Origin of the sequence: Mucilaginibacter sabulilitoris, assembly GCF_034262375.1 — a bacterium.
GTDB lineage: Bacteria > Bacteroidota > Bacteroidia > Sphingobacteriales > Sphingobacteriaceae > Mucilaginibacter > Mucilaginibacter sabulilitoris.
In genome coordinates this window covers 5,337,508-5,358,287 of record NZ_CP139558.1, presented here as the reverse complement: position 1 = coordinate 5,358,287, position 20,780 = coordinate 5,337,508, and the positions used below count along the sequence as shown (strand labels likewise).

The 20,780-nt window shown below is 40.4% G+C and carries 19 protein-coding genes and 1 tRNA gene; 8 read left to right on the top strand and 12 right to left on the bottom strand.

Features of this window, described 5'->3' with window-relative positions:
• The first annotated feature begins 121 nt into the window (after positions 1-121).
• A complete protein-coding gene (locus SNE25_RS23040) occupies positions 122-2,971 on the top strand; it encodes a glycoside hydrolase family 38 N-terminal domain-containing protein (protein WP_321561363.1) in 2,850 nt (949 codons plus the stop codon).
• Positions 2,972-3,112: 141 nt separating this feature from the next.
• Entirely contained in the window at positions 3,113-5,794 is a 2,682-nt protein-coding gene (locus SNE25_RS23035) for a DUF5054 domain-containing protein (RefSeq protein WP_321561362.1), read from the top strand.
• Between the two features lie 174 nt (positions 5,795-5,968).
• On the opposite strand, the gene SNE25_RS23030 is transcribed toward SNE25_RS23035, so the two are convergent.
• Positions 5,969-6,041, bottom strand: a tRNA-Lys gene (locus tag SNE25_RS23030).
• 612 nt (positions 6,042-6,653) lie between these two features.
• Here SNE25_RS23030 and SNE25_RS23025 point away from each other — a divergent pair.
• Positions 6,654-7,577, top strand: coding sequence for a hypothetical protein (locus tag SNE25_RS23025; RefSeq protein WP_321561361.1), 924 nt, complete (start codon positions 6,654-6,656; stop codon positions 7,575-7,577).
• Positions 7,578-7,628: 51 nt separating this feature from the next.
• On the opposite strand, the gene SNE25_RS23020 is transcribed toward SNE25_RS23025, so the two are convergent.
• From SNE25_RS23020 to pyrE, 3 genes are all read right to left on the bottom strand, one after another.
• The gene (locus tag SNE25_RS23020) at positions 7,629-9,257 is read right to left on the bottom strand and encodes an ABC-F family ATP-binding cassette domain-containing protein (RefSeq protein ID WP_321561360.1); all 1,629 of its coding nucleotides are present in this window, start codon (positions 9,255-9,257) and stop codon (positions 7,629-7,631) included.
• Positions 9,258-9,622: 365 nt separating this feature from the next.
• The gene (locus SNE25_RS23015) at positions 9,623-10,018 is read right to left on the bottom strand and encodes an SRPBCC family protein (RefSeq protein ID WP_321561359.1); all 396 of its coding nucleotides are present in this window, start codon (positions 10,016-10,018) and stop codon (positions 9,623-9,625) included.
• An 81-nt stretch (positions 10,019-10,099) separates the two neighbouring features.
• Positions 10,100-10,759, bottom strand: a complete 660-nt coding sequence (gene pyrE / locus SNE25_RS23010) for an orotate phosphoribosyltransferase (protein ID WP_321561358.1) — start codon at positions 10,757-10,759, stop codon at positions 10,100-10,102.
• Between pyrE and SNE25_RS23005 the strand changes: the two genes are divergently transcribed.
• Positions 10,758-11,390, top strand: coding sequence for an NUDIX hydrolase (locus SNE25_RS23005; protein WP_321561357.1), 633 nt, complete (start codon positions 10,758-10,760; stop codon positions 11,388-11,390). The genes pyrE and SNE25_RS23005 overlap by 2 nt on opposite strands.
• Here the strand turns inward: SNE25_RS23005 and coaD are convergent.
• From coaD to SNE25_RS22980, 5 genes are all read right to left on the bottom strand, one after another.
• Positions 11,365-11,826, bottom strand: a complete 462-nt coding sequence (gene coaD / locus SNE25_RS23000) for a pantetheine-phosphate adenylyltransferase (protein ID WP_321561356.1) — start codon at positions 11,824-11,826, stop codon at positions 11,365-11,367. The genes SNE25_RS23005 and coaD overlap by 26 nt on opposite strands.
• 49 nt (positions 11,827-11,875) lie before the next feature.
• Positions 11,876-12,460, bottom strand: coding sequence for a GDP-mannose pyrophosphatase NudK (gene nudK / locus SNE25_RS22995; protein ID WP_321561355.1), 585 nt, complete (start codon positions 12,458-12,460; stop codon positions 11,876-11,878).
• Positions 12,461-12,480: 20 nt separating this feature from the next.
• On the bottom strand, positions 12,481-13,020 hold the full coding sequence (gene rsmD, locus SNE25_RS22990; RefSeq protein ID WP_321561354.1) for a 16S rRNA (guanine(966)-N(2))-methyltransferase RsmD: 540 nt from the start codon (positions 13,018-13,020) through the stop codon (positions 12,481-12,483).
• The gene (locus SNE25_RS22985; protein WP_321561353.1) at positions 12,996-13,808 is read right to left on the bottom strand and encodes a DUF3822 family protein; all 813 of its coding nucleotides are present in this window, start codon (positions 13,806-13,808) and stop codon (positions 12,996-12,998) included. Before SNE25_RS22985 ends, rsmD begins: the two co-directional genes overlap by 25 nt.
• Before the next feature lie 446 nt (positions 13,809-14,254).
• On the bottom strand, positions 14,255-14,746 hold the full coding sequence (locus SNE25_RS22980) for a hypothetical protein (RefSeq protein ID WP_321561352.1): 492 nt from the start codon (positions 14,744-14,746) through the stop codon (positions 14,255-14,257).
• 56 nt (positions 14,747-14,802) lie between these two features.
• Here SNE25_RS22980 and SNE25_RS22975 point away from each other — a divergent pair, with 56 nt between their 5' ends.
• Both SNE25_RS22975 and SNE25_RS22970 read left to right on the top strand, forming a co-directional pair.
• Complete coding sequence (locus SNE25_RS22975) at positions 14,803-16,227, top strand: ATP-dependent DNA helicase (protein WP_321561351.1); 1,425 nt, start codon at positions 14,803-14,805, stop codon at positions 16,225-16,227.
• A gap of 509 nt (positions 16,228-16,736) precedes the next feature.
• Positions 16,737-17,564, top strand: a complete 828-nt coding sequence (locus tag SNE25_RS22970; protein WP_321561350.1) for a nuclear transport factor 2 family protein — start codon at positions 16,737-16,739, stop codon at positions 17,562-17,564.
• A gap of 166 nt (positions 17,565-17,730) precedes the next feature.
• Here SNE25_RS22970 and SNE25_RS22965 read toward each other — a convergent pair whose 3' ends face one another.
• The 3 genes from SNE25_RS22965 to SNE25_RS22955 form a co-directional block, all read right to left on the bottom strand.
• A complete protein-coding gene (locus tag SNE25_RS22965) occupies positions 17,731-18,057 on the bottom strand; it encodes a HesB/IscA family protein (RefSeq protein WP_321561349.1) in 327 nt (108 codons plus the stop codon).
• Positions 18,058-18,156: 99 nt separating this feature from the next.
• Positions 18,157-18,570: a Fe-S cluster assembly scaffold IscU gene (iscU, locus tag SNE25_RS22960; protein WP_076378185.1), complete on the bottom strand. Its 414-nt coding sequence runs from the start codon at positions 18,568-18,570 to the stop codon at positions 18,157-18,159.
• Positions 18,571-18,688: 118 nt separating this feature from the next.
• Positions 18,689-19,900, bottom strand: a complete 1,212-nt coding sequence (locus tag SNE25_RS22955) for an IscS subfamily cysteine desulfurase (protein ID WP_321561348.1) — start codon at positions 19,898-19,900, stop codon at positions 18,689-18,691.
• A 105-nt stretch (positions 19,901-20,005) separates the two neighbouring features.
• Between SNE25_RS22955 and mce the strand changes: the two genes are divergently transcribed.
• Together mce and SNE25_RS22945 are read left to right on the top strand one after the other, a co-directional pair.
• Positions 20,006-20,413, top strand: a complete 408-nt coding sequence (gene mce, locus SNE25_RS22950; protein WP_321561347.1) for a methylmalonyl-CoA epimerase — start codon at positions 20,006-20,008, stop codon at positions 20,411-20,413.
• Between the two features lie 114 nt (positions 20,414-20,527).
• A complete protein-coding gene (locus SNE25_RS22945; RefSeq protein WP_076378181.1) occupies positions 20,528-20,776 on the top strand; it encodes a type B 50S ribosomal protein L31 in 249 nt (82 codons plus the stop codon).
• The last annotated feature ends 4 nt before the right edge of the window (positions 20,777-20,780 follow it).

Genomic DNA, 20,780 nt, shown 5'->3' with positions numbered 1-20,780 from the left:
AAAAAATATTAATTAAATGAGGAACAAAAGAATTATCTCAAAAAGCTCATATGTTTTCGTTGTCCTCTTATTGAGCACGCCCATTTTATGGGCTAAGAGTAGTACAAAACACAAACCGGCTTTGCTATTTGAAAAGGATTTCCCTAAAGCTTTGGATTTTAAAGTGCAATCCTTTTATCGGCATCGTCCTGATGGGAATCCAGGGAGAGAGATTATGTTGTATTTTGGGGGAACTAAGTTTTCGGGCAAAGGAACAATTGAAGTTGAATTTAATGGAAAAAAAGAGATAGCACGGATAAGTACTACAAATGGGATTGACAGCATGGCTGTATTACTTCCATCTGGCGCAAGTGTAAAATCTGATGGGGTGGCGAAATTCATTCTTAAACGAGGGACTAGAGAACTAAAGGGCTCGATCATGGTTCCGGCACTGCGACAATGGACCGTTTACATTTATCCGCACTCGCATGTTGATATAGGCTATACCAATACACAGGCCAACGTAGAAACTATACACAGAAGAAATCTGATCAATGGTATTGAGTTGGCAAAAAAAACGGCTAATTATCCTAAAGATTCTCGCTATTTGTGGAATCCGGAAGTACTATGGCCTGTGGAAAGATTTCTTAAAAGAGCCACTCCTGATCAAAAACAGTATATCATTGATGCTGTGCAAAAAGGCTACCTACATTTGGATGCCAGTTATGTCAACACCAATACAAGCGCAGCGGCGGATGAAGAAATGTTTGAATTTCTTGGTCATAGCAGGGAACTTGAAAAATTAACCGAAAGAAAAATCGAAACGTATGTTCAGGTAGACGTTCCAGGTATGTCGTGGGGAATAGTGCCTGTTGCCGCAAGACAAGGTATTAAATACATTCTTGCAATGAATAATGGGTCCGACAGGGTCGGGCGTTCTACAAAAATGAGTTTTAAACCATTTTGGTGGAAAGGTCCTGATGGTAAATCAAAAATTCTTTTTCTGCAGCCTGGTAATTATACTCCCGGGGAAAGGGCCAAAGGACATGATTACTGGCCAAAAATGCTTGGGCAGACCGATACTTCTAAATTATTACAAATTGTAAAAACAGATCATCCACGAGATCATTTTGTTGACCAGTATCTTGCTGAAAAATTACCAGAACTGGAAAAATCAGACTACTATCCTTATGATATTTTCGCTATGTCCTGGGCAATGGCTGATAATACACCAATTGATGCAGATTTGCCGGATGCTGTTAAAAGCTGGAACGAAGATTATGCCTTTCCGCATCTGGTTATTGCCAGTGCAACAGAGATCATGCAATCATTTGAAAAAAAATATGGCGATCAACTGCCGGTTTTATCCGGCGATTTTACCGAATACTGGACTGATGGTCTGGGGACTGCTGCAAAGCAAACCAGTATGAATCGGGCTTCAAAGGAACGTTTAATTCAGGATGAGACGCTTTGGACGATGCTGCGTCCGGGAGAAGCGGCCCCACGGCAGGAAATCAGGGAGGCCTGGAGAAATGTAAGTATGGGTACAGAACATACCTGGTGTTATAACGATCCTTCTAAGCAACCCATTACCAATGATATTCTGAACGTTAAATTTGGCTATTTTCAGCAAGCTGAAGACCGAAGTAAATCACTAATGTGTTCGGCATTTTCTTCAATTAATCAAAATGTAAGTCCAATTGTAGGTGTTTTTAATACCCTTTCCTGGGCGCGCGACGGATTGGTTCATATTTCTAATGAACAAAGTAAGAATTTTAATAGTATAAGGGATGATCAGGGAAATACAATCGTTTCACAACGCCTTTCAACTGGAGAACTGGTTTTTCTTGCCAAAGATATTCCTGCTTTTGGGTCAAAAAATTACTTTCTGAAAAATAAGAAATATAGCAATACAGGGAAACTTGTACAAGGCAATATATTGGATAATGGAGTAGTACGTGTGGTTATTGATTCACAAACGGGTGATATATCCAGTTTAACCAATGATTCAAAGGAATTTGTTGATACAAAGGCTACATGTAATCTTAATAGTTATCGGTACTTGCATGGCGATGATAGCCCGGAAAAAGCTACCGGTACTTCTAACGTGAAAATATCAATTAAGGAAAACGGCCCGGTGATAGCTTCAATTTTGGTGGAATCACAAGCAGAAGGATGCAATAGCCTAAAGCGGGAGATTACCATTATTGCTGGGCGCCCATATCTCGAAATTAAAAATATTGTTGATAAACAGGCCATCCTAAAAAAGGAGGGAATACATTTTGGATTTGCGTTTAATGTCAATAATCCCATAATACGGATTGATATCCCATGGGGAGTAATGAAAATAGACACCGATATGCTATTGGGTGCAAACCGAAATTGGATAGGTTTTCAAAGATGGTTGGATATATCCAATAATGGTAAAGGAGTAACCTGGTGTTCATTGGATGCCCCTGTTTTTGAAGTGGGAAATATGACAGCGAATATTATAGGAAGCGCTACCGATTCAAAAAAATGGATTAAAAATATTAATCCAAGTGCCACAATTTATTCATGGGCTTTAAATAATCATTGGCATACCAATTATCCATTAAGTCAGGAAGGTAAAATAGAGTTTCGTTACCGGATTCTTCCACATAACTCCGCCTATAATGCCGGGCTATCCAATCGTTTTGGACTTGAACAAGCACAGCCATTAATTGCCACTCCTGTAAACAAGAACATAGAGAGCAAGCCACCTTTATCCTTAGAAGGTAGCTCTAAGGTACTTATATCAATCCTTAAAACTGATAGCATCGGGAATAATACACAGTTGAGGCTTCGGTCAGTGTCGGAAAAAGATGAGTTGGTAAAAGTTGATTGGCTTAGCCGAAAACCGGAATCGCTGACCATAATTGATGGTGATAAAAATACCAATAAGGAGGCGGAGGAAGGAATTATCGTTCCGGCAATGGGATTTATAACTATTGAGGCAAAATTTGCCAGGTAATATTGATGAATGGCAAAGGTCCTTTTGAAATTAAACAGAACGGTAAAAAAAAAATAAAAGCCTGGTAAAATATCTAATCTGCAACGCCAAACAATTTGTGCCTTAATGCAAGCAGGCTATTTGATTTAAAAATGTAATTATATGAAAATAAAAAAATTACTGTACTCTCTTTTTGTTGTACTATTTGGGTTTGCGGCTAATGCCCAGCAAGCTGTTGAAAAAAAGAATATCAATCCAAAAGTAACCGATATATGGGTAGTGTTTAAAACCCATTTCGATTTGGGATTTACTGATCTGCCTGAAAATGTATTTAAACGGTACAGGGAAGAAATGATGGACAATGCATTGACGGTAATTGAAAAAAGCCGAACGCAGCCAAAAGAAAAACGCTTTGCCTGGACGGTTCCCGGCTGGCCCCTGCAGGCACAAATACTCGGTCCGTTACAAACACCGGAACGAAAAGCAAGAATTGAAAAAGCAATAAAGGAAGGAACAATTGTTGTTCACGCACTTCCGTTTACCATGCATACAGAGTCGCTGGATTATGAAGATCTGGTAAGGGGGGTGGGGTTTTCTTCAGCCGTAGCAAGAAAATACGGTCTACCGTTACCCATTAGTGCAAAAATGACAGATGTACCAAGCCATTCCTGGATCTTGCCAACCTTACTAAAAAATGCAGGCATACAATTTTTGCAATTGGGCTGTAACCCCGCCAGCCAGTACCCACGTTTTCCCGAGCTGTTCTGGTGGGAAGGGGCCGATGGATCAAAAGTATTATGCAACTATACCCCCCTTTATGGATCCGACATAAAGCCAACACCAAACTGGCCCTGTAAGAACTACCTGGCCATGCAAATGACAGGCGATAATCATGGCCCACCAACCTCAGCGGAAATTGACAAACTTCTTGCCTATGCTGCAAAAGAATTACCCGGTGTAAAAATTCACTTTGGTACACTTGACGATTTTGCTAAAGCTGTGCTCGCCGAAAAACCCGATCTGCCAACTGTAAAGGGAGATTGCCCCGATACCTGGATCCATGGCCTACAATCAAATCCGCAGGAAACAAAAATGGCAAGGAATATCCGCCCATTGGAATCAACGCTCGATGGCTTGCACACACAGATGGAATCATGGGGCATCCCGCTTGCACCTGTTGCCGCAAAGCTGGCGAAAGCTTACGAACAGAGCCTTTTATATGCCGAACACACCTGGGGCATGAATGCGGAATTCGGCCCTCGTTACAGCTATGGCGATGCATGGAAAAGATGGATGGACGAAGCTGCTGCAGAACCACTTCCGGAAAACGGAAATTATGCGGCGCTTAAAAATAGCGATGCCTATAATACTGCAACAGGAAGTAAACGAAAATGGCTTCGCTCTTATGATGACAAGCGGCAGTACATCCGTAACACCAATGAGATTGTAAGCAAAGAGCTCCATACTGATCTTGATTTATTGGCCGCTGCGGTTAACAAACAAGGAAAACGTATGGTGGTATATAACCCCTTGCCATGGAAAAGATCAGGGATGATCGAAAATCCCTGGGAAAAAGGAAAATATTTTTACGTGAACGAGGTGGCTGCTTCTGGGTACACCAGTTTCGCTTTCAATGAATTAAAGGAAGGAATCATTACCACGGACGAAGCAACAAGTTTTAGTACCCCTTATTTTAAAGTTGTTTTTGATTTGAAAAAGGGAGGTATCACTTCTTTAATTGAAAAATCAACCGGTCGTGAATTGGTTGATCAATCATCAAGGTATGCTATCGGGCAGTTTTTGCATGAGCGTTTTAGCACCAATGAGGTAGATAGATTTTTTAACGCATACAGCCGCGTAAAGGATGGTTGGGGACTAAACGACTTTGGTAAACCCGGCATGCCAAAGGCATCAGAAATACCTTATTTGGCGTTCACACCAAATGCCTGGAAAATAGCGGTTACGCACACCAACGTTGCAGATATTGCCGCATTAACGGCGGTGACAACAGATGGCTTTGCAAAGGGATATACGTTGAAGTTTACCTTCCCGAGAAATGCTGTTTATGTAGATGTTGAATGGGCTGTGGACTCAAAAACGTCTGATAAGCAAGCTGAAGGTGGATGGCTATGTTTTCCGTTCAATGTGGAGAAGCCGAAGTTTACAGTAGGGCGTTTGGGAGGTCCAATTGACCCTGCAATAGATATTATCCCCGGCACGAACAGGTACCTTATGGCTGCAGCTACCGGAGTCGCCATTACCCAAGCCAACAAATCGGGTATGGCATTGGCTTCAGCGGATGCGCCATTACTAAGCCTTGGTGAACCCGGGTTGTGGAAATACTCGATGGATTATGTGCCAACCATTGCATCTGTTTTTGTAAACCTTTACAATAATATGTGGAATACCAACTTCGCTCTATGGCAGGAAGGTTCATGGAGCGAAAGCGTGCGTATATGGCCGCTTAATAAAGGTACTCACACAGTTAACAATCTAACTCAAAATGGATGGGAAACACGATTACCATTGTTAACAGGTGTGGCGGAAGGTGAAGCCGGAAAATTACCAGCCCGTAAAACCGGCATCTCAGTTTCAAGGGTTGGTGTTTTAATAACGGCCTTCGGCGAAGACCCCGATAATAATAAAGGGACATTGTTACGCTTATGGGAACAAGCAGGCAATAATGATATGGTTAGCGTTACGCTACCCGTGGGTAAAACATTTCGCAAGGCCACGCCAGTAAACCTTCGTGGCGAAATAAGCGGAAAGCCAATTAAGGTTGTAAAGGATGGATTCGTGTTTGATCTTGGTGCTTATGCCCCGGCAAGTTTTATTTTACAATAGAAGTCTTTTGAACCTAAGATCGAAATCGCCAATGAAAGATAGCAAATACTTTAAATTAGTATAACGTCTTACCGGAAAATTTTGAACTCTTTTTTGTGGGGACCTAATGACGTGGTTATCATTTTCTTATGGGCATAAAAAAAGGAGGCAACACCTATGTGTTGTCTCCTTAAGTGACCTGGGAGAGGCTCGAACTCTCGACCCACTGATTAAGAGTCAGTTGCTCTACCGGCTGAGCTACCAAGTCAGGTTATTTTTTTCCGGGTTGCAAATAAACGAAATTTAGCTGTAATACAGCGGGTTTTTTAAGTTTTTTTATCATTTCATCTTATGTTAAGCTTGTTTTTTTGAGGGTTGCAAGGCAAAACGTTTCGCTTTGTGTATTATGATATGTCAGGAAATGAGCTTGAAGAAAAGTGGTTCACCGTCCCATATAGCTGTTGCAGTATGGTCAAATCCAAAATAACCTAACAGAAAGCTACAATAAACTATAGTTAATTTTTTTTAATAATTATGAATAAATAAGGGCTATTCTTCAATGATTGGCCTTTTTTGTTATGAAACTCGTGATAATTAAAATCAATAAAACTATAATAACTTCTTTTTGTGGTATTAATAGACATTTACCTAAAAATAATAGTTATGATTACTTTAATAATAGCATTAGTGGCAAGTTCAGCCTTCGGTTATTTCATAGCAAATAATACGAGTGAAGACGAATGTTAAAATATTCTGTCAGGAAAGCATATCAAAAATGTATTGTGAAGGTTAATCAGAAATGGTTAGCCTTTTTTACATTTATTCGCTGATTAGAGTGGGGTTTTATTTATATTTATCTATAAATCAAAACCTTAACACTATGTTTAATTTGCCGTTTCCCACCGACAGCTTGTACAAGTTTGGCTTTATGTTTGGACTTGTACTCATTGTTTACTCGTTTTATTATAATGATAATCATTTAAATAAATTTGATAAATCACAAACCTTTCACCGGCTCGATTCATTAAAAAAACGATCGGCTAATATTGACACCCTGAAAAAAGAATACCAGGAAAGCTACAAAGCTTATTCCCTGGCAAAAGAAACGGATACCCCGTTCACCGCAAAAGACACCAGGGATTGGTATCTGGGTTTTAAAACAGATATGAGTTATGATACTACCAATACAAATATCAGAAAGTTATTTAATAATATTTTAAGTTATTCAGATGAAGACAACACAAAAATAACAGTGCTGTTGGATAGGCTCAAAGTAAATGAAAGTAATGAAGAGATAAAAAAACAACTAAGCCGGCTTTTACCTCAGATAGCTAACCGTGAAATTCAAAAAGGGGTTGCCTCAATAATAAATAACCAGCCAAAGGATGCAAAAAAGCAGGTGCGGGACTTTTTAGCACGAGTTACAGCCAGATCAAAAAATCACATATTTAATGATGCAAGCTTATTATTTACTGCAATATCTGATGGTTTAACAAAAGACAAGGAAGATACAGATATAAAAATTACTGATTTAAGCGGCAAGTACACCGAGTACTATTTATACTTTTATGCCTTGCTTGCTATTGGTGTTTTTCTGTTCATACTTGGAATACTTGGATGGTATTTCAGGATTCAGAAACCCCAGGACGACCTGCTGAAAATGCAATTAAAAGAAGAAGCTAAAAAGATAGGCGAAGTTAACGATACAAAGGTTATAGATAATGAGCCGACCGTTATTATCAAAACCAGGAAACATTTTGAACCTAAAATATTACCCCGGCCAGAGGTTAGGAATAAGATATAAATAAAAAGGCATCTTTAAAGATGCCTTTTTATTTAAAAAAACTGTTTACAGTTATACCATAGCGTACAAATCTTCGCGTTGTTTCTGTACAACGTCGCTGTTAATGTATTCGTCGTAGGTCATCAGTTTATCTATATAGCCGCCCGGGGTTAGCTCAACAATACGGTTGGCTACGGTCTCTACCAACTCGTGGTCACGCGAAGTGAACAAGATTGTGCCCCTGAAATCTTTCATGCCATTATTAAGCGCAGTGATCGATTCCAGGTCGAGGTGGTTGGTAGGCTCATCAAACATTAAAACGTTGGCCTGTTGCAGCATCATACGGCTAAACATGCAGCGCATTTTCTCGCCACCCGATAATACATTGCTTTTTTTCAATACTTCCTCACCCGAAAACAACATACGGCCCAAAAAGCCACGAATAAACTGGTCATCTTTTTCACCCGGTGAGTATTCACGCAGCCAGTCAATAAGGTTTTCGTCTTTTCCTTTAAAATAATCGGCATTATCAATAGGGATGTCTGCGGAGTTAATGGTAACACCCCATTTAAAGTTGCCTTTAAAATCGGTATCCCTGCCGGTTAAAATATTGTATAGGGCAGTGGTTGCCAAACTGTTTTGCGACAGGATAGCAATCTTATCCCCTTTATTTACTGTGAAGCTGATATTGTTAAATAAAAGTTCGCCATTAAGGGTTTTACTCAGGTTTTCAACCTGTAGTATCTGATCGCCCGCTTCACGACCCAGGTTATTGAAAATAATGCCAGGGTATTTGCGGTTTGACGGTTGTATCTCGTCGAGGTTGATTTTATCAAGCGCTTTTTTACGGCTGGTAGCTTGTTTGGATTTGGAAGCATTGGCGCTAAAACGACGGATAAACTCTTGCAGTTCCTTTACACGGTCTTCTGCTTTTTTATTCTGGTCGGCACGTTGTTTTAAGGCCAGCTGGCTTGATTCATACCAGAACGTATAGTTACCAGTATAAATGGTCATTTTAGCAAAATCGATGTCAACTACGTGGGTACAAACCGTATCCAGGAAGTGTCTGTCGTGCGATACCACTAATACGATGGCTTCATACGAGGCCAGGAAATCTTCCAGCCAGCTTACGGTATGTATATCCAAATCGTTGGTAGGCTCATCCAGTAATAAAATATCTGGTTTACCAAAAAGTGCCTGTGCTAATAACACACGTACTTTTTGGGTGTTATCAAGATCCTTTACCTGCTTGTAATGAAATTCTTCTTTAATACCCAGATTGCTTAACAGGGTAGCGGCGTTGCTTTCGGCATTCCAGCCATCCATTTCAGCAAACAAATTTTCCAGTTCACCCGCACGCTCACCATCGGCATCGCTGAAATCTTCTTTCAGGTATATGGCATCTTTCTCCTTCATAACGGCATACATTTCTTTGTAGCCCATCATAACGGTTTCAATAACCGAAAATTCGTCGAAAGCATAGTGGTTCTGGCTTAATACGGCCATACGCTCACCGGGGGTAAAGCTTACCGAACCGCTTGTTGGGTCAATGTCGCCAGAAAGGATTTTCAGAAAAGTTGATTTCCCTGCTCCGTTGGCGCCAATAATGCCATAGCAATTGCCTTGAGAAAACTTAAGGTTAACGTCTTCAAACAAAGTCCGTTTTCCGTAACGTAAAGATAGATTGGATACCGTAATCATGCTGCACCTGTAATTTGCGGCAAAAATACGGTAAATACTTCATTTCCGGCGCATAAAGCTCACATTATGTTTGGGGATATTTGGGGATTGAAGAATATAGTGTGGTTAGCTTAATTGACACTGCTGTGTATATTATTGCCCAAATTATAAGTATATTTAGTGTAGAAAATGCCTTTAAGAGCGTTTTACGGCATAATTAACTAATCGGAAAAAATGGAACAGCCTTTGACTAAACAATTTTATACAATTATTAAATAATAACAGTCATGGGAGTACTAATTATCGCTTTGGTTATTATAAATGTTATAATAGCCATTAATAATATACAGAAAAGAAAAGTTTATTAACTTAAGGTTGATGTGTACTTAGTTTAATATCTCACTTAAACTTTGCGTTTCATAATCGGCCAGTTTTTGCAGGGGCCCCGAGGCGAGCATTTTCATCATCATGCTCAGATCTGCATTAATAGTTAAGAGAACATTGGTATGGTCGTTATCAGAAGATAACGACCATTTTATTTCCAGGTCAAACGGCGGTTTGGCTGCCGGTATGATTCTTATTTCTTCATCCGGAATACGGCTTTCTACCTTCAAAGATAGTTTAGCCATATTTTGAATACTAAAATTAGCCTCGTCGGCTGTTGATTCCCACTCCTGTATATTTTCTGGCATCAGTTTCTGGTGATTATTAAAATCGGCCAAGAAATTATAAACTTCATTTATGGGTTTATTGATGCTGATATTACTTGTAAAGGTGGTCATTTCTTTGAGTTGAAAGTTATGGGTACTGAGTTTTGAGTGTATGGTGAAAAATAACTTACCACTCATCACTTAAAACTAATTTTAACTGGATGCTATTTGTCCCCATGCTGATGGGTTTTCACGCCATTGTTTTAAAACAGCCACGTCTTTATCGGCTATATATTGATGTTCTTCGGCGTATTTAATTAACGCATTATAGTTTGATAAGGTGACAAACGGGCAATTTGCTTGCTTAAAGTTTTCGGTGGCAATGTCAAAGCCATAGCTAAATATGGCGGCAAGGCCAGCTACTTCATAACCTGCCGCTCTCAAATCCTCAACGGCCTGGAGGCTGCTTTTTCCGGTTGATATAAGGTCTTCAATAACCACAACTCTTTTTCCTGTGGTAGTTGTTATATCACCTTCAATTAAACTCCCGGTTCCGTGATCTTTTGGTTTTGAACGTACGTAAATAAAAGGCAGGCCAAGGTCCTGCGCTACCAGTGCCCCTTGCGGAATGCCTGCTGTAGCCACACCGGCTATGCAGCCTACACTGCCAAATTTTTCTTGTATAACGGCCGTTAATTGCTGCCTGATGTAGGTACGGATAGACGGATGAGATAGTGTAACACGGTTATCGCAATAAATTGGCGATTTCCATCCCGACGCCCATGTAAAAGGATTGTTAGGTTGTAATTTAATTGCTTTAATTTGCAGCAGGAATTCAGCTACTTGCTGCTCGATCTCATTATTATTGAACATGGCTCAAAAATACAGAATTTATATTAACGAAAAGGTTATCCTGATAACAGAATCCGAACCTGCCAAGGCTGAAAAGTATGAAAAGCTTGACGCAGAGACGTTTGATTTGCGAATTATTTACACCTGGATACTGGCAAATCAAAATAAACTGTTCTACATACAGTGCGGTGACGCTAAAGCATTTTTAAAATCTGTTATAAAAAATATAACGCTTATTGAGGCTGCCGGCGGGCTTGTAATGAACCCTGCAGGCAATTATTTATTTATTTACCGCAATGATAAATGGGACCTGCCTAAAGGGAAAATTGAGAAAGATGAAAAAGTGAAAGAAGCTGCTGTGCGCGAGGTAGAGGAGGAGTGCGGCATTAAAGTAAGCAAGCTAAAAGACAAAATATGCAAAACCTACCACGTATATATCAATCGTGGCGAAGTGGTGCTCAAAAAAACGCACTGGTTTAACATGGAGAGCAAGGGCAAAGAGAAATTAAAACCCCAGAAAGAAGAAGGTATTACCGATGTACGCTGGTTTGAAAAAGAGCATATCGAGCCAATTATCGATAATACATTCCCATCTATTTTAGATGTGTTGCATAAAGAAAAACTGGCTACAAATAAATTAATGCCTCATTAGGAATAAACTGGGCAACATCGCCGTTGTGCCGCATAATTTCGCGTACTATGGTTGAGCTTATGGATGAATAGCCTGGTTTGCTTACTATAAAAATGCTTTCAATATCAGGTACCAGTGCGTGGTTCATCTGGGCTATCGCCTTTTCATATTCAAAGTCAGACACGGTACGTATCCCTCTGATCATGTAAGTAGCGCCAATGCTTTTGCAAAAGTTTACGGTAAGGCCCTCATAAGCTACTATGTGTATGCGCTCGTCATGTTTAAATACCGCCCTAAGCATTTGTTCGCGGGTTTCGATGCTCAGGAGCCCTTGTTTGCTGCTGTTGGCGCCTATGCCAATATAAACCTTGTCAAACAAACCCACAGACCGTTTTACAATATCAACATGAGCTTTGGTAACTGGATCAAAAGAGCCGGGGAAAAGAGCGATTTTCATGGTAGGTTGATGTTTATACAGTTCAAAAATAGGTATATATCGGCAAAAATTAACTCAATAAATTGTTTAGCTGAGCATATTGCAGCAGCATTATAGTTTTAGCATCTTTTATCTCACCGGTACCAATCATATCGTACGCTTCGGTAAACGGAAGCTCCAGTACTTCAATATGTTCAGTTTCCTCTGGCAGGCCGCCGCCATCGCTGATTTTCATGTCTTTGGCATATTCGGCCACGAAAAAGTATAAGATTTCGGTAACGGACCCCGGTGACATGTAGGCCTCGAATATTTTTTTAACATCGGTAACCTTATAGCCGGTTTCTTCCTCAGTTTCTTTTCGGATGCAGTCTTCCGGGTTGTTTTCATCCAGCAGCCCGGCACAGCATTCAATCAAATAACCATCTGGGTTGCCGTTAATATAGGTTGGTAGCCTGAACTGACGGGTGAGTATCACATTTTGACTGGCTTTGTTGTACAACAGGATAACCGCCCCATTGCCCCGGTCATAAGCCTCGCGCGACATGTTTTTCCATGACCCATCGGCTTGTTGCAAGTCAAAAGTAACTTTCTTGAGGGTGTACCAATTGTTCGAGAGGATTTCGGTTTTAAGATCTTTTACTTTATCGTTTGCCATATTGGTTTGTGTGTTTCAGGTTACTCGTCTGCCCGAAAAAATGAGAAGGAAGAATGTCCATATTTACGCTGCTCCACAAAAGCCGGGTGATTGCTCAAATTTTGCATAGACTGGTGTTCCACAACCAGTAACGCGCCAGGTTTTAGGATATTCCGTTCAAAAACTATTTTGGATATTTCGGGAATCTTGTTGAGGTCATAAGGCGGATCGGCAAATATGAGATCATATTGCTCGGTTTCCATTTGCAGATATTTAAAAACATCTTCCTTATAAACCTTTATCTGCTCCAGTTTATGCTGTCGCGAAGCGTCTTTTAAATAATTTACACAATGGATGCTACGGTCGACAGAAATTACCTGTGCGGCGCCTCTTGATGCAAATTCCATAGATATATTGCCGGTACCGCTAAACAGGTCGAGCACCTTAATACCTTCAAATTCTATCTGATTTTGCAATATATTGAAAAGAGCCTCCTTTGCCAGATCAGTTGTGGGGCGTACCGGAAGGTTTTTGGGTGGATTGAGCCTAAGCCCCTTTAAACTGCCTCCGATGATACGCATAGAAATAGAGCGGCAAGTGACAATACTTTGTGTGAATTTATTTCCCGCGGCATCTGTACAACCTGCAGGTTATTCAGCTCCACCTTGCCAAAAAACTCGGCCAGGCGCGCAATGCTTTCACCGTCAGCATCTATATCGCCGCTTAAATAAACACTGATATCTGCGGGTTGTAGGTTAAGCTCCTGGGTTACCAACGCTGTAAAATACGTCAGTTCCTCATTGTTCTGAAATTCAAACCTATTGTAAAAGCGTAATTTACCGGTTTTAAAAGCGGTAAACTCGGCAATCCCATTATTAATATGGAGAAAAAGATCTGTATCGGCAGGGTTATTTTGAGCGATAGCCGTTATCCATCCTTTTGATGCAAATACTGTATTGCGCAGTCCAAACTCTTCGGCAGCATTTACAACGCCCTCATCAGTTTTGTAAACAATGGTATTATCGCTGTCCAATATTTGGGCAGATATTTTTTCGCCTGCTTTTACATCAAGAAAACGGGCAAAATCGGTTACTCGTTCGTGATTAAAAAGGGCTTGGGGTACCAGTGTAAAGCCGTTTGCCGGCAAACCGATAACCACATTTTTGTAATTGGCGGATAAAAGATCGAGCAGTTCTTGTGGGTTAATTAATTCATCAAGCGGATGCATATCTGCACAGGCCACCAGCTTATCCTGATCGGTTATCGCATATGAAAACGATGTTTTTTCTATTTGAATCAGTAAAGTATAACCATGAGCCTCATCAAGGCTAAAGTTATCATCATGGTAGTTATAATTGTATTCGCTCATGCCAGTTTAACAAAAGTAATATTTTTTAAGTATTAATGCATTTCAATACTAAAAATGCAGAAAGAGGCAAAATCAGGACGAAATTCAATTTTGAAAACTGGAGCATCGGGAATAACCCGAAAGTTTAGGCCCCAAAACTCCAATAACCCAAGACTTATTATTTGCAACTTAAAAAATAGCTCATCCGTATAAATTCAATAATCGTTTTATTAGTTAAAGTTAGGTGTCTCCCGGTGTGGTTTATCCGGGAGTATTTTAAAAAATGGAAGAATCTTTTGATAGTGTATTGAAACACGCAATAATGATACTTGTAATACTTGCAGCTGTAATCCTATACGGTTTTTTAAGATAAACCACCCCTCAGTTAATCCTGATTAATCCAACTTCTAAGTATTTTTATTAAGATGATTTTTAGGCAGATACTCTATAAATAGCCTAAAAATGCCTTAACCTATTCTTACAATATAAGAAGCTGCTATAGCAATCAGTATAGCTACTAATAGAGGTGTCCATATTGGTTTTGGATAATAGTCGTTATCGGGGAAATATTTTTTGAAGAAATATCTTGTTAGCACCAGGCCACCCGCTAAATTAATGAGCAAAGTTAAGGCATAAAGGGATATAACAGTCTGCATATCTGCCGGGTTCAACGGCGTACCGCTTGCACCAGCTTTTATAGCAGCTACATTTACCCTTAAACCTGTAGCACTAATGAGTACGCCCGAAAGAATATGATAAAAGGCCGAAAAAAGCAAAACCTGCCAGGCTGCTCTTTTATATCCGGCAGCCCTTAAATTGAGCATAAGTAGTACGCCGCCAAATATAACTCCAAAAAAAACCGAAAAGCCTAATATGGCGCCTTTCGAATAAATATCTACATAATCGTCTTCCGAATATTTATCTTCAATTTCCTCGTCTTTATTTTCATCAAATTCCATGGTCAAATGTAAAACTAATCTTACTTAATTAAATTACTTATCAGCATTTTTGCAAGGTGACTGAAACCGATCATATACGAAAAGCTTTTCCGCATCAGCCAACTGGCCAGCAACTGGAGTTGTTTGATCGCCTGCACGAGTTTTTAATCAGCGACGATGGCGACGAGTGTTTTATATTAAAAGGCTATGCCGGTACAGGTAAAACCACTGTATTGGGTGCTTTGGTAAAGGCTTTGCGCCAATATAAATATAAGGCTGTTTTGCTGGCGCCTACGGGGCGGGCTGCTAAAGTGATCACCAACTATTCTGGCCGGAAGGCTTTTACCATACATAAGCGCATTTACCGCAAAAAATCGGCCTTAACTATTGATGAGGGTTTCTCCATTGCCGATAACCTGGCCAGCGATACTTTGTTTATCGTTGACGAAGCCTCTATGATATCTGACGAGCCTAATGGCAGCAATCGGGCATCGCTGCTGTACGACCTTTTGAAATACGTATATAACACTAAAAATTGTAAGCTGGTATTAGTGGGTGACACCGCCCAATTGCCGCCTGTGGGCTCTGAGAACAGCCCTGCCCTAGATGAGAAAATCATGAAGGATAAATTTGGGGTAACCATATTTAGCTATGAACTTACCGATGTGCTGCGGCAGGGAAAAAATTCTGGGATATTATATAATGCCACCCGTATCAGGGACATTATCCGTAAAACGGAAATAACTACTCCGAAAATAACTACCAAAGGTTATAAGGATGTTTTCAGGATGACAGGTGAACGGCTTTCTGAAGGGTTGGAGTATGCTTATCGGAAATATGGGTACGACCGTACGCTCATTATTTGCCGCTCTAACAAAAATGCTAACCAATATAACGGTCAGATCAGGAACAGGATTTTATATCGCGAGGAAGAACTTACCGGCGGCGACCAGATCATGGTGGTTAAAAACAACTATTTCTGGTTACAGGATCAGGATGAGAGCAGCACCGGCTTTATTGCCAATGGCGATATAGCCCGCATTAAAAAGGTACGCCGCATAGAGGATATGTATGGGTTTCGCTTTGCCGACGTACAGATTGAGTTTATTGACTATGCCGAAGATCCGGTGCTTGATTGTAAGGTATTGCTTGATACGCTATATGCCGATTCGCCTGCCCTTTTACAGGCCGATCAGAAGCGTTTTTACCTGGAGGTGATGAAAGATTATGAGCATTTGGCCAATAAGCGTGCTATGCATAACGAATTAAAGCTCAATCCATACTATAATGCGCTGCAAATAAAATTTGCCTACGCCATTACCTGTCACAAAGCCCAGGGCGGGCAATGGGATGCCGTATTTGTTGACCAGGGCTATGTTACCGAAGAAATGATCAATATGGATTTTCTGCGCTGGTTTTATACCGCCTGTACCCGCGCTACTACCGAGCTGTTTTTGGTAAATTTCGACAACCGATTTTATGTAACCCCTGCAGAGGAATAGGGGGGAGAGACTCACCCCGGCATCGCTGCGCTGGACGACCCTCCTTTGGCTTCGCCATAAAGAGGGTTTTTAAAATTTCAACACGCGTCGTTGCGAGGTGGAAAGCCTCACCCAACCCTCTCCAAAGGAGAGGGCTTAAAAAAAGTATTTTAATGTCTCCCTCAAGGGGAGATTTAGAGGGGGCTTTTTGCTTCATACCTGCAATGACGCGTTTTATTTGTTTTTTATTCCTAAACCCTCTTTGCGCCGCAGGTGCAGAGGAGGGTGATCCAGCGAAGCGCAGATCGGGCGAGTCTTTGCCGTATAGCTAAGTCAATTCTTTTATCCCAAAATCTTTCATCCTTATCTCTAAAATAATCTATCTTTAAGCCATAATTATTTTTACAACATATCAAAGAAGGATTGCCAAAAATCCGGCCTGCTAAGCAGGTTGCTAAAAATGCTGAGCTTTTAGCATCAGTGTTTCGCACGAACTAATTTTTACAACATTTATTTTTTTAGAACAGGTAATGAAAATTGTAAACCTATTGGCATGGGGGTTTTGCTGCGCTTATGTACGCGTATACCCGGCCGTTAAAGCAAATACTATTATGGATACCACATCAAATAAACAAAGAGTATTGTCGTTTTATAAACTGATTGTTGGCCAGCGCAAGGCCGAGCTTATACCGGAGTTTGTGCGCGAAGATTATATTCAGCATAACCCAACTGTAAAACAGGGTAGGGCGGGCGTTACTGAAATGATCAATTATTTAAAAACACTGCCGGCTCCGCTTGCTGGGGCAAAATCTCCCATCATCAGGGCTATTCAGGAAGGCGATTTCGTGGTTACCCATCTGGATATCCGGTTTATGGGTAAACGCATGGTGGTTATTGATCTTTTTAAACTAAAAGATGGTATGCTGGCCGAACACTGGGACGCGATACAGGAAATACCCGATCAAACGGGCTTATCTGTTACCGCTACCAATGGCATTAATGAAATTAACGAAAGTGCAACAACAGTCGATAGTAAGCATGTAGTTGAGGGTTTCTACAACGCTGTTTTCAATAAGCAACCAGCTGCCGGTTTTATTCATCATGATTATATTGAACATGACTTCGGGGTAATTAAGAGTGGTAAAAGCCTGAGTAATTATTTAAGCGATGACCCGGCCCGCGATACTAAGTTATACCGCATTATTGGCGAAGGTGATTTTGTCGCTGTACAATCGTCCTTTAAACGTGCTGAGAAGTTGTTCGCGCTTTATGAAATATATCGCATTGCTGATGGTAAGATAATCGAGCATTGGAGTGTTGAGCAGGTAGCTCCGGATGGGGTAGAGAGTATGTTTTAATTTGCCCTTTTGTTATTCTGAGCGTAGCGAAGAATCTGTTAGGTGATTTGTATAGTTGAAGAAGATCCTTCGTGCCTTAGGATGACAAATTTTTATGAAAATCAATTTAAAACAACACCGGCCCTAATTGGGGCCGGTGTTAATATTGTTAAAAAGTAAGCTGCCTTTATACAGAGAAGCTCTCGCCGCAGCCGCAGGTACGGCTTGCGTTAGGGTTATTAAAAGCAAAGCCCTTGCCGTTAAGGCCGTCGGTAAAATCAAGCTCGGTACCGGCAAGGTACAGGAACGATTTCATGTCAAGCGCAAAGCGGATGCCTTTATCTTCAAAAAACTGGTCGCCTTTTTTTTCCTCGTTATCAAAATCAAGATTGTATGATAAACCAGAGCAACCACCTCCCTGAACAGAAACACGCAGAAAATAAGACGCATCAAGTGCTGAATCCTGCATGAGGTGTTCTATTTTACTTTTTGCTTTATCAGTTACAGTTACCATTTTTATTCTTTTTTAGTATCAAGTAGTTAGTATCAAGTATTCTAATCAAGATTAGTACCAATTATATCTTGATACTAACTACTTGATACTTGCTACCAATTAATGATGTACTTTTTCGCTTTCAATTGGCGCTAAGCCATTTTTTACGCGGAAATCATTAATAGCTGCTTTAATAGCGTCTTCTGCTAATACTGAGCAGTGAATTTTTACCGGTGGCAGTGCAAGTTCTTCAACAATGTCCATGTTGTCAATTTTCATGGCATCGTCAATACTTTTGCCTTTTAACCACTCTGTAGCTAATGATGAAGAAGCGATTGCTGAACCGCATCCGAAAGTTTTAAATTTTGCATCGGTGATAACATTGTTATCATCAACCTGAATTTGCAGGCGCATAACGTCGCCACACTCAGGCGCACCAACTAAGCCGGTACCAACTTTGTGGCTGCTTTTATCCAAAGTGCCCACGTTGCGGGGGTTAGTATAGTGATCGATTACTTTATCTGAATATGCCATTTTCTTTTAATTATTGAATTAGTGAGTTAATGAATTATTGATAATCAAAACTCGTAATATTTATCTTTTGATACATTGCACATTTGAAATCTGCACATCTGCATATTATTATTAACGATTAATGTTCTGCCCACTCAATTGAGTTAAGGTCGATGCCCTCTTTAAACATTTCCCAAAGTGGTGATAGTTCGCGCAGGTGGGTAACCGCTTTTTTGGTTACTTCAATAGCGTAATCAACCTCTTCTTCGGTAGTAAACCTGCCTAATCCAAAACGGATAGATGAATGTGCCAGATCGTCTGACAAGCCCAGGCTTTTCAGCACGTATGACGGCTCCAATGAGGCAGAAGTACATGCTGAACCTGATGATACAGCCAAATCTTTCATGGCCATCATTAAGCCTTCACCTTCAACATATTTGAAAGATATGTTGGCTACATGTGGCAAACGGTGTTCAACGTTACCGTTTACATAGCTTTCTTCCAGTTGGGTTAAAGATGCCTGTAGTTTATCACGTAAAGCTGAAAGACGTTTTGCTTCGCTTTCCATTTCTAAACCGCAAAGTTCGCAGGCTTTACCCAAGCCAACAATACCCGGTACGTTTAAAGTGCCAGAACGCATACCGCGTTCGTGACCACCGCCATCCATCTGGGCAGTAACTTTAACACGTGGGCCTTTACGGCGTACGTATAAAGCGCCAACGCCTTTAGGTCCGTATATTTTATGTGCCGATAATGCCAGCAGGTCAATACCATCAGCATTAACATCAACCGGAATTTTACCAACCGCCTGTGTTGCATCTGTCATGAACAACGCACCATGTTTGTGCGCTATAGCCGCAATTTCTTTGATGGGTTGTACTACGCCAATTTCATTATTGCCATACATGATAGACACCAGAATGGTTTCCGAGGTCATATTTTTTTCTAACTCTGCAAGGTCTATCAGGCCATCTTCTTTAACCGGCAGATAAGTAACCCTTCCTCCCAATTTCTCCACGTGTTTACAAGCGTCAAGCACGGCTTTATGCTCTGTAACGGTAGTGATAATGTGATTGCCTTTATCTTTATACATTTCAAATACACCTTTAATGGCAAGGTTATCTGACTCGGTAGCGCCCGAAGTAAAAATGATCTCCTTATCAGAAGCGCCAATTAATTTGGCCACTTGCTCACGTGCATAATCAACACCCTCTTCGGCCACCCATCCAAAAGGATGGTTACGACTGGCAGCATTACCAAATTTTTCGTTAAAATAAGGTAACATAGCTTCCAAAACCCGTGGATCCATCGGGGTTGTTGCATTATTATCTAAATAAATTGGGATATTCATATTCTAAATGTATTAACAAAACAAAGATACGCAAGTTTTTATTGAAATTCACTTAAAACAAGGGCTAAATTATCAAACCTGACCATTAATTTACAATATTTGGACATGAATAAAGTTGAGCATATTGGCATAGCGGTAAGTGATATTAAAATTGCAGGCGATATATATGAAAAGTTATTAAACACCACCGTTTATAAGACCGAACGTGTGGAGCAGGAGGGGGTGGAGACAGCCTTTTTACAAACCGGGCCCAACAAAATTGAATTGCTGCAGGCTACTCATGAAGATAGTGCCATAGCCAAATTTATAGCAAAAAAAGGTGAAGGCATACACCATATAGCTTTTGATGTGGATGATATTGAAGCCGAAATGCAGCGTTTAAAGCAAGAGGGCTTTGTGCTGCTGAGCGATAAGCCAAAGCTGGGTGCCGATAATAAACTGGTATGTTTTGTGCACCCTAAAAGCGCTAACGGGGTGTTGGTTGAACTGTGCCAGAGTGTTGATAACCGCTGATTTTATGATATTTAAATAGTGGAAAACTTTTTACTTTTGATTTTTTACTTTTCAGTTTTTTAATTACATTTGCGCCTCTTTTAAAAGTACAGAAGGTAAGTTTATTTATATATAATGAAAAAAGATCTGCATCCATCAAACTATAGATTAGTTGTTTTTAAAGACATGTCTAACGACTACTCTTTCATAACTAAATCTTGCATCGATACCCGTGAATCCGTAAAATGGGAAGACGGTAACGAGTATCCATTAGTGAAATTAGAAATTTCTCATACTTCTCACCCTTTCTATACCGGTAAAATGAAACTGGTTGACACTGCAGGACGTATCGATAAATTCCGTACACGTTACAACAAAAAATAATTGT